This is a genomic window from Longimicrobium sp. (assembly GCF_036387355.1).
Classification (GTDB): Bacteria; Gemmatimonadota; Gemmatimonadetes; order Longimicrobiales; family Longimicrobiaceae; genus Longimicrobium.
In genome coordinates, this window is record NZ_DASVTX010000251.1 from 1 (window position 1) to 2718 (window position 2718).

At 71.2% G+C, this 2718-nt stretch carries 2 protein-coding genes and 1 pseudogene; 2 read left to right on the plus strand and 1 reads right to left on the minus strand.

Going from position 1 to position 2718, the window contains the following annotated elements; translation table 11 throughout:
- A pseudogene (locus tag VF665_RS11010) lies at positions 1-376 on the minus strand (hypothetical protein); the annotation flags it as partial.
- 141 nt (positions 377-517) lie between these two features.
- On the opposite strand from VF665_RS11010, the gene VF665_RS11015 reads away from it, so the two are divergent.
- Positions 518-1663 carry a glycosyl hydrolase family 8 gene (locus VF665_RS11015; protein ID WP_331053481.1) on the plus strand — a complete coding sequence of 382 codons (1146 nt, stop codon included), beginning with the start codon at positions 518-520 and terminating at the stop codon, positions 1661-1663.
- A 111-nt stretch (positions 1664-1774) separates the two neighbouring features.
- Positions 1775-2718 (plus strand): glycoside hydrolase family 5 protein (locus VF665_RS11020; RefSeq protein WP_331053482.1); only part of this gene is annotated, 944 nt, incomplete at its 3' end.

Consider the following 2718-nt stretch of genomic DNA (forward strand, 5'->3'; position numbering starts at 1 on the left):
GGAGCTGTGGGGCGACCACGTCGTGGAGCATGAACAGGTCGTCGGTCCCCAGCAGCGCGGAGAGCAGCCCTGAAGCCAGCAGGAAGCGCCGGAGCTCCGCGTTCTCGTCGTTCCTCAGCAGGGTGCGCGAGAACAGCGTCACCGCGCATGCGGCGGTCCACAGCGCGATCCCGAAGTACGAGACGGCGCCCAGGTACCACGGCCCCGGGTTGAACACGCCGGGGTCCTTGAGAAGCCGGGCAGCCGGGATCGTCCCACGCACGTGGAGAATGGCGACGCACCCGACGGTCACCGCGGCGAAGGCGAGTCCTGCGGCGAGCACGCGCAGCGCGCCGCGGCGCCGGGCGGATGAAACATCGCGGGGAATCATGCTCATGGAAGTTCGGTGGCGGAGGAATGCGGCGGGCGCGGGGGACGTGCTCCCTTTTCGGCGAGCCCCGGGAAACAAAGGGAGGCGGCTGTAACATTGCCAGGAATCGGCACTTCCGCAACGCTGTCGTGCAATTTTCCGCAACGTATGGCGAAGCACCTCCGTCTCGCGCTCCTTCCCGCCGTCGTGTGGGGGTGCGACCTCCCCGCCGCGCGCGGAGAGCAGGCCCGCGCGGCGCAGCCGGCCCCGGCCTACAGGTGCGCCGCGAGCATCGCCCCGGACCAGGCTGCGGCCGGCGCCGAGATCCGGTCCAGCTACGCGGATTGGAAGCGGCGCTACGTAACCCCGCGCGGCGCGGGCGGCCTGCTGCGGGTGACGATGGCGGAGAAGGGGGGCGACCGCACCTCGTCCGAGGCCATCGGCTACGGGATGCTCCTGGCCGCGTACCTCGACGACCGCCCCACCTTCGACGCGCTGTGGGCGTACGCCAAACGCCATCGCAACCCCCGCGGGCTGATGGCGTGGAACGTCTCGCCGCAGGGGCGCGTGCTGGACCCCAACGCCGCCACCGACGGCGACATCGACATGGCGTTCGCCCTGGTGGTGGCCGACGCGCGGTGGAAGGCGTACGGGGTCGACGCGCGGGCGCTCATCCGCAGCCTCCGCGCCCACGCCATCGAGCCCGGCACCTACGTGCTGAAGCCGGGCGACGTGTGGGGCGGGAGCAACGTGATGAATCCGTCGTACTTCGCGCCGGCGTACTTCCGGGTGTTCGCGGCGTACACGGGCGACCCGTCGTGGAACCGCGTGATCGACGCCAACTACGCCATCCTGGCGCGCGTCAGCGCCCGGCACTCCCGCGGCACGGGGCTGCAGCCGGAGCTGACGACGATCGGCGGCGACTCCTCGCGGGCGGAGGGGAACTTCGAGTTCCACTACGGATACAACGCCACGCGCATCCCGTGGCGGCTGGCCAAGGACGCCGCGTGGAACTGCGACCCCCGCGCGCGGGGGCACCTGGACCAGTTGAACGCCTTCTTCCGCCGCGTGGGCGCGTCCGCCATCCGCGACGGGTACACGCTGCAGGGGCGCCCCAACGAGCGCTGGCACACCGCCGCCTTCGTGGGCCCGGCCATGGCGGGCGCCATCGTCGCCCCGGACGCGCGGTTCAGGGCGCAGATGTGGAACGAAACGTTGCGGCTGCGCGGCGAAGGGTACTACCATGACTCGCTCCGACTGCTGTCGCTCCTCTTCGCGAGCGGAAACATGCCCCCGCCGCCCACCCGGCGGTGACTGGCCCGCCGCTTGCTCTTTGCGGTACCTGATGTTTGCGCAGGCAGCGCGGTCGTGGGCCTACCCAGCGCCCCCCGCACGAATTTTCGCCCGCCTCATGCCGGACACTCCATGAATCTCTCTCGTGCGGTTTTTCCGCGGCTCGGCCGCGCGGCGCGTGTGCCCGGGCTCGCCCTGGCCCTGGCGGCTTCCCTGGCGGCGTGCGCCGACGACAACCCCATGGGCGGCCCCGACGTGCAGTGCGACCCCGGGGGCACCGTGAAGGTGGACGGGCAGGACGTGCCCGTGGCGCCGAACGGCTTCTTCACGGCCGGCAACAAGATCTACAGCCTCGCCGACTGCAGCCCGTTCCGCTTCGTGGGCGTGGCCCGACCGGCGCTCAGCTACTCCTCCTCGGGCGACCGCCTGGGGATCGACTCGGCGGCCGCGGCGGACTTCGCGCGCATCCGGGGATGGCGGGCGAACACCGTGCGCATCGAGCTCGCGCAGTTCTTCTGGCTTCCCCAGTCGCGGTACTACGACGCGGGGTACCAGGCGCGGGTGGACCGCGTGGTGAAGCAGGCGCGCCAGGCGGGGCTGTACGTGATCCTGGCCCTCAACGCGAGCGACCGCGGCGACCCCGCGTATCCCGGCGACGTGTTCAGGACCAACACCCACCAGCCGATGCCGGACGTGAACCACTCCATCCCGTTCTGGCGGCAGGTGGCGGAGCGGTACAAGAACGACGGCGGCGTGCTGTACGAGCTGTACGGCGAGCCGTACCCCATCGGCGGGGAGCAGGAGTTCGGCTTCTCCAACTGGGACATGTGGCTGAACGGCGGGCTGGCGCCGGCGGACCAGACGTACGAGCCGCGCGCGGCCTTCCAGGCCGTGGGGATGCAGCGGCTGTACGACGAGGTGCGCGGCACCGGCGCCAAAAACCTGGTGCTCCTGGGGGGCACCTCGTGGGGGTACTTCCTGGACGGCGTGCCGGACCACCGGGTGAAGGGCTTCAACCTGGTGTACGTGGCGCACCCGTGGGACTGGCCGGGGAAGCAGCCGGAGACGTGGGAGGA

What these genes read in the sequence shown, in the direction of transcription:
- VF665_RS11015 (WP_331053481.1), top strand. Translation starts at nt 518, where the DNA reads ATGGCGAAGCACCTCCGTCTCGCGCTCCTTCCCGCCGTCGTGTGGGGG.